Source organism: Pseudomonas sp. (assembly GCF_049645325.1).
Classification (GTDB): domain Bacteria; phylum Pseudomonadota; class Gammaproteobacteria; order Pseudomonadales; family Pseudomonadaceae; genus Aquipseudomonas.
On record NZ_JBARTQ010000261.1, the window covers coordinates 1 to 5072 of the forward strand.

Here is a 5072-nt window from a genome sequence, read left to right on the forward strand (position 1 = left end):
TTGGCTGACACACCGCCTTCGCGAGCAAGCCCGCTCCCACAGGGGGATTACTTCTTCTGGAGATTGGGTTACCAGAACCGCTGCTGGGTCAGCCGGCTCCACCAGGTCAGCAACACCCGGTCCACCGAACCGCTGGCTGCCAGGCCCACACGTTCCTGCAGGCTTTTACGCTCGGCATAGTGCAAGTGGAACACCTCGGCGGTCTTGGCCTTGGTGGCCAGGTATTCGTCGCTGGTTTGCAGTTCATCGACCAATTGTTTGTCGAGGGCTGCAACACCCAGCCACACTTCTCCGGTCGCCACGTCATCAATCGCCAGCTGCGGGCGGTAACGCGAGACGAAGTTCTTGAACAGTTGGTGCGTGATGTCCAGGTCTTCCTGGAATTTCTCACGGCCCTTCTCGGTGTTTTCGCCAAACACCGTAAGGGTGCGTTTGTACTCACCGGCGGTCAGCACTTCGAAGTCGATGTCGTGCTTTTTCAGCAGGCGGTTGACGTTCGGCAACTGCGCCACCACGCCGATGGAGCCGAGGATGGCGAACGGTGCGCTGATGATCTTCTCGCCGATGCACGCCATCATGTAGCCGCCGCTGGCTGCAACCTTGTCGATGCACACGGTCAACGGCACGCCCGCCTGGCGGATACGCGCCAGTTGCGAAGAGGCTAGGCCGTAGCTGTGGACCATACCGCCGCCGCTTTCGAGGCGCAGTACCACTTCGTCCTTGGGTGTGGCCAGGCTCAGCAAGGCGGTGATTTCGTGGCGCAGGCTTTCAGTGGCCGAGGCCTTGATGTCGCCGTCGAAGTCCAGCACGAACACCCGTGGTTTGGCCTCGGGTTTCTTCTTACCTTTTTTCTTTTCGGTTTTGCTCTCGGATTTACGCAGGGCCTTGAGCTGGTCTTTATCGAGCAGGCTCGACTCCAGGCGCTCACGCAGGCCTTTGTAGAAATCATTGAGCTTGCTGACCTGCAATTGGCCGGCAGATTTGCGACGGCCTTTGCTGCGCATGGCCGCGAAGCTGATCAGAACCACCAGAATAGCGACCACCAGGGTGACGGTCTTCGCCAGAAAACTCGCGTATTCGGCCAGAAAATCCATGTTGCTCCTTACAAGTACAGTGCGCAGGGCGCGGATTGGCCCAGCATACCGACGGCACAGCGTTCGAGCCAGTGCTCAAACCGCCACCAGGCAGCCTCCAACGCACTTTTAAAACAAGCGTATGTTTTTTCATTGACAGCGTGAAGGCATCCTCATAACCTCGCCAGACTTTCAACGTACCGGGAAAACGGACGTGGGCAGCATCTATCTGATTCGACATGGCCAAGCCTCCTTCGGTGCAGACGACTATGACGTCCTGTCGCCCGTCGGCGTGGAACAGGCGCAAGTGCTCGGTCGCCACCTGGCTGACCTGGGCCTGACGTTCGACCGCTGCATTGCCGGCGATCTGCGTCGCCAGCAGCACACCGCCAGCGCCACCTTCGATCAATACCGTGCCCTCGGACTGCCGGTGCCCGCGCTTGAAGTCGACAGCGCCTTCAACGAATTCGACGCCGAAGCGATCATCCGCGCCCTGCTCCCCGACCTGCTCGGCACTGAACCTCATGCGGTGGAAGTCTTGCGCAACGGCGCGCAGAACCGCAGCGAATTCCAGCGCATCTTCGCCCTGATCATCGAGCGCTGGCTGGCCGGCACTTATGATCCGCCTGGATTGGAAAGCTGGCTGGGGTTTGTCGAGCGCGTACAAGGTGGTTTGCAGCGCATTCTTGAAGCCGCCGACAACACCGACAAGATCGCCGTATTTACCTCCGGCGGCACCATCACCGCCCTGCTCCACCTGCTGACCCGAATGCCTGCCGCGCAGGCCTTCGAACTGAACTGGCAAATTGTTAACACCTCGCTCAACCAGCTGAAATTCCGCGGTCGCGAGGTGGCACTGGCTTCCTTCAACAGCCATACCCACTTGCAACTGTTGAAGGCGCCGCAGCTCATCACTTTCCGATGAATTGCGGCCAACCGTGACCCACCAGGTCACTGGACTCACCCATAAAGGATCGAAACCATGACTGACGTAGCCAAAGCTGTAGAAGCAATGAAAGCCAAATTCAACCCGGCCGCCGCTGACGGTCTGGACCTGGTGTTCGGTTTCCGTATCGACGACACCCAGAACTTCTCGCTGGTGGTCAAGAACAACACCTGCGAACTGCTGGAAGGCGAAAACCCTGACGCCCAAGTGACGCTGGTCATGGACGGCGACACCATGAAAGGCATCGTCGACGGTTCCACCGACGGCATGCAGGCGTTCATGGGCGGCAAACTGCGCACTGAAGGCGACATGATGCTGGCCATGAAGCTGAGCGAGCTGTTCCCGGCCTGATAAGACCGCACTCAAAAAAATCCCGCCTTCCGGCGGGATTTTTCATTCAGCGTGCCTCACGCTCAACGGGTGCCTGCGTTATCCATCTCTTCAAATGTGTCCATATACACGGGGTCATTCCCATCGTTTTCACGAATGACACGCCCTTCGTACTCGGCAGTGATGTCACCCGTATTGACGTCCAGACCAATCATGATCACCAGCTTGTGCTTGCCCACTTGCAAGTACATATCGTAGAGGTCCTTGGGCTCGTCAGGCACGACAAAATAGCTGAAGGTGTAACGCACCCGACCTGTCAATACGGGCCACTGTGCTTCAAATGTACGGGTATCGAGGGATGAATCAACATTGGTGATACCGCGCAGCGCGGCCTCTACCAGCTTGTCATTATCCTTGGCCGTGAAAACCACTGGATGAACGCGAGTCATCGACCGCATCGGGCTGGGAATGATATCCGTCTCAAGACGGTACATGCCATTGCTGAACCATTTCGTCGCATCGAACGTGTCATCACCTTTCGGGCAATTACTGCAATGCATCATCAAGGGCGCCGCAGCACCCTCACGGGAATACAAGGACGTGAAGAAAATACTGGTGGTAATCAGCAAGGCACCCAAGAGGCCCGCATTGCTGAACCGTGTGACGACATTCGCCATTGCCTACATCCTTGTCTGAGGGGGCCGCGAATTTACCCGACTCAAGCCTTGGACGGAACACTCAATAGCAACGCCAACCACGCGCTCCACCCCGCCATTGATACACCGAGGTGTCTGAATCGCAGCGGTGCGGCGACCCGACAAGCCAGCTCCCGCAAGTTGATCTCAGGCGCCCCGTTAACCACGATGGCCGCACGCCGAGCCACAGCGAGGTGCCGAGTGGAGGGGCAAGAGCGTTTTGGTTACTTTTGACTGGGCCGGCATTCCGGCTCCACCAAAAGTGAGCCGCTGTAAGAGCGGAACCCATCTCAGCCATCACTCCAATAACGGATATACCCCCCTCCAAAACCAAAAAAAGGCGCAACCCTCACGGATCACGCCTCCTTCAAAACCAAAAAACTATCAGCTACCCAACGCCTTGGACGCCAACCAGAACAACCCGGCGGACAATCCTACGGTCGCCGGCAAGGTCAACACCCACGCCATCAGAATGGTCTTCACCGTCCCACCCTGCAGGCCGCTTTTGTTGGCGACCATGGTCCCGGCAACACCCGAAGACAACACGTGCGTCGTGGAAACCGGCAAGCTGAAGATGTTGGCCAAGCCAATCATGCTCGCCGTGGTGATCTGTGCCGACATACCCTGGGCATAGGTCATGCCCTGCTTGCCGATCTTCTCACCGATGGTCAGTACCACACGCTTCCAGCCCACCATGGTGCCCAGGCCCAAGGCCAGTGCGACCGCGAGGATCACCCAGAACGGTGCGTATTCGGTGGTGGCGGTCAGGTCTTTGCGCAGCTTGTCGAGGTCGGACTTCTCACGCGCATCCAGGCCCGGCAGCTTGCCGACTTTCTTCGCGGTGTCGTCCAGGCAGAGCAGGTAACGACGCACTTCAATACGGTGCTCGGCCGTCAACGAGTGGTAATCGGAGACGCCTTTCAAGGTCTCCATCAACGCGCTGATGGTCGGCTCGGTCTGCTGCGGGTTGCACTGGAACTTGCCCGGCAGGTCGTCCTTCACACTTTTACCCAGTGCCAGGAATTCGCCGAGCGTGGCGTTGTTGCGTTCGTAGAACTGGCTCAAATGCACGGTGGCGTCGCGGGTACGTTCGATCTGGTAAGTGGTGCTGCCCAGGTCGAGTACGAACTGCGCCGGCACAATACCGATCAGCACCAGCATGATCAGGCCGATACCTTTCTGGCCATCGTTGGAGCCGTGCACGAAGCTCACGGCCATCGCGGAGATCACCAGGACCAGGCGATTCCAGAACGGCGGGTGCTTCTTGTCGTCGAGCTTGCGGCGCTGGTCTGGCGTCTTGTGCATCTTCGACAGCGGGCGCCACCATTTCAGGCCAAGCAGCACAAGGGCTGCGACCAGGAAGCCGGCCATCGGCGAGAACACCAGGGAGGCGCCGATATCGATCGCTTTCTGCCAGTTCACACCGTCAGCCAGCGGGATGTCGTTGATCAAGGCATTGGCCAGGCCGACACCGAGGATCGAGCCGATCAGGGTGTGGGAGCTGGAGGCCGGGATACCGAAGTACCAGGTGCCCAGGTTCCAGGTGATCGCCGCCGCCAATAACGAGAAGACCATTGCCAGGCCATGGCCGGTGTTCACATTGATCAGCAATTCCACCGGCAGCAAATGCACGATGGCGTAGGCGACACCGACACCACCGAGCAACACGCCGAGGAAGTTGAACACCCCGGAGAAGAACACGGCCAGGTGCGGCGGCATGGCTTTGGTATAGATGACTGTGGCCACCGCGTTAGCGGTGTCATGAAAGCCATTGATGAACTCGAAGGCGAGGACAAAGGCCAGGGCGAGCAACAGGCTCACTAGAACCCAAGCATCCAGTCCGCTGAATAAATCGATCATGAAGGTTTTCTGACCCGGTCGTAAGGGGGCGCGATTATGCCAGAAAACCTCAGTAATCGATGCACTAGCTGCTCATCGGTAACAATCTTCATTGGAAGACCACGGCGCAGGCGGGTGTATCCCAGGGTTTCCGGGGCTTTGGCAAGTCTTTGATTTATAACGCGCGGG

At 58.4% G+C, this 5072-nt stretch carries 5 protein-coding genes; 2 read left to right on the top strand and 3 right to left on the bottom strand.

Annotated features, from left to right (window positions below; genetic code table 11):
• Nucleotides 1-68: 68 nt before the first annotated feature.
• Nucleotides 69-1094: a protease SohB gene (gene sohB / locus WBB95_RS11380; RefSeq protein WP_424487684.1), complete on the bottom strand. Its 1026-nt coding sequence runs from the start codon at nt 1092-1094 to the stop codon at nt 69-71.
• A gap of 193 nt (nt 1095-1287) precedes the next feature.
• On the opposite strand from sohB, the gene WBB95_RS11385 reads away from it, so the two are divergent.
• Both WBB95_RS11385 and WBB95_RS11390 read left to right on the top strand, forming a co-directional pair.
• Nucleotides 1288-1998, top strand: a complete 711-nt coding sequence (locus tag WBB95_RS11385) for a histidine phosphatase family protein (protein ID WP_424487685.1) — start codon at nt 1288-1290, stop codon at nt 1996-1998.
• Nucleotides 1999-2055: 57 nt separating this feature from the next.
• Complete coding sequence (locus tag WBB95_RS11390; RefSeq protein ID WP_048730219.1) at nt 2056-2370, top strand: SCP2 sterol-binding domain-containing protein; 315 nt, start codon at nt 2056-2058, stop codon at nt 2368-2370.
• Between the two features lie 62 nt (nt 2371-2432).
• Here the strand turns inward: WBB95_RS11390 and WBB95_RS11395 are convergent, their stop codons facing one another.
• Both WBB95_RS11395 and WBB95_RS11400 read right to left on the bottom strand, forming a co-directional pair.
• Nucleotides 2433-3026, bottom strand: a complete 594-nt coding sequence (locus tag WBB95_RS11395; RefSeq protein ID WP_424487686.1) for a hypothetical protein — start codon at nt 3024-3026, stop codon at nt 2433-2435.
• 402 nt (nt 3027-3428) lie between these two features.
• Nucleotides 3429-4904, bottom strand: coding sequence for an inorganic phosphate transporter (locus tag WBB95_RS11400; protein WP_424487687.1), 1476 nt, complete (start codon nt 4902-4904; stop codon nt 3429-3431).
• Between the last annotated feature and the right edge of the window lie 168 nt (nt 4905-5072).